The sequence below is a fragment of the Rhodopseudomonas sp. B29 genome (assembly GCF_000333455.1).
Classification (GTDB): Bacteria; Pseudomonadota; Alphaproteobacteria; order Rhizobiales; family Xanthobacteraceae; genus Rhodopseudomonas.
On the sequence record NZ_BADD01000512.1, the window covers coordinates 1 to 1,503 of the forward strand.

2 pseudogenes are annotated in these 1,503 nt (G+C 64.8%); both read right to left on the reverse strand.

Annotated elements, in window-relative coordinates:
- A pseudogene (locus I5M_RS18140) lies at nucleotides 1–418 on the reverse strand (aminodeoxychorismate lyase); the annotation flags it as partial.
- A gap of 239 nt (nucleotides 419–657) precedes the next feature.
- Nucleotides 658–1,503, reverse strand: a pseudogene (locus I5M_RS30060) (beta-ketoacyl-ACP synthase II); the annotation flags it as partial.

Below are 1,503 nucleotides of genomic sequence, written 5' to 3' on the forward strand. Positions count from 1 at the left end.
CTTCGACGATGGTGCCGATCACATCGCGCAGGCTGGCGTTCCTGGTGAACGAGTACTCGCCCGGCTTGAGTTCGGTGCGCGCCTTGAGCGCGAGCACGCTGCCGATGAAGGTCCAACGGTTGTTGTCGATCACGCCTTCACGTTGCAGCACATCGGCGATGTCGCCGAGCCCGGCGCGCTGCGGAATGACGACGACCTTGTCTTCCTGCAGCGGTCCCGGCGCTTCGAGCTTCTGCTTGCCATAGACGTAGATGCCGCCGGCGCCGATCATCAGCACGAGGATGATGGTGATGATGGCGTTGCCGACGATGACGAGCGGGTTGCGGGCGTGATCCGACCGCTTGGGCGGCGGCGGCAGTTGTTCCGGTTCGAGCGCGGCACGTGGGCTTCGCGGCGAAATCGGCGGCCTTTCACTCATCGTGCAACCTAATTCCTCTCGGCTCGACCAGGCTGGCGCGGTGAAGCACAACCCGCGGTCGGAGCGTTATTGCCACGTCGGAGTCCGGAGCGGCGTGTCTCGGACCAGCCCGGCGCAGCCGATCATACTCCCGAACATCGAACAACCGAAGATCGTAAGCGTGATAAGCAAGGTGCAAGCGGTTGACAGGTGCGAGCGATGGGCAGCGAATGAGGCGAAACGGTGAACCGTGACGCGCCTCAGTTCACCACGCGCTGCAGGATCAACGACGCATTAGTCCCGCCAAAGCCGAAAGAGTTCGACAGCGCGACGTTGATTTCACGTTGCCGTGGCTTCCATGGCACGAGATCGACCGCAGTCTCGACCGACGGATTGTCGAGATTGATCGTCGGCGGTGCGACATTGTCGCGGATCGCCAACACGCTGAAGATCGCCTCGACCGCACCGGCAGCACCGAGCAGATGGCCGACCGACGATTTGGTCGAGGACATCGACACGCGCGATGCGGCATTGCCGAGCAAACGCTGCGCGGCACCGAGCTCGATCTCGTCGCCGAGCGGAGTCGAAGTGCCGTGGGCGTTGATGTAGTCGATGTCCGACACCGCGATGCCGGCGCGCTTGATCGCGGCGCTCATGCAGCGGAACGCACCGTCGCCGTCCGAACTCGGCGCCGTGATGTGGTGGGCGTCGCCCGACAGGCCGTAGCCGACGACCTCGGCGTAGATTCGCGCGCCGCGCGCCTTGGCGTGTTCGTACTCTTCGAGCACGACGACGCCGGCGCCCTCGCCCATCACGAAGCCGTCGCGATCCTTGTCGTAAGGACGCGACGCCTTCTCGGGAGATTCGTTGAAGCCGGTCGACAGCGCACGCGCTGCGGCGAAACCAGCCATCGCCAGACGGCTGATCGGCGACTCGGTGCCGCCCCGCAACCATCACGTCGGCGTCGCCGAGCGCGATCAGACGCGACGCGTCGCCGATCGCATGAGCGCCGGTCGAGCACGCGGTGACGACCGCATGGTTCGGGGCCTTGAGGCCAAAAGTAATCGAGACGTAACCGGACGCGAGAATGATCAGGCGGCCGGGAA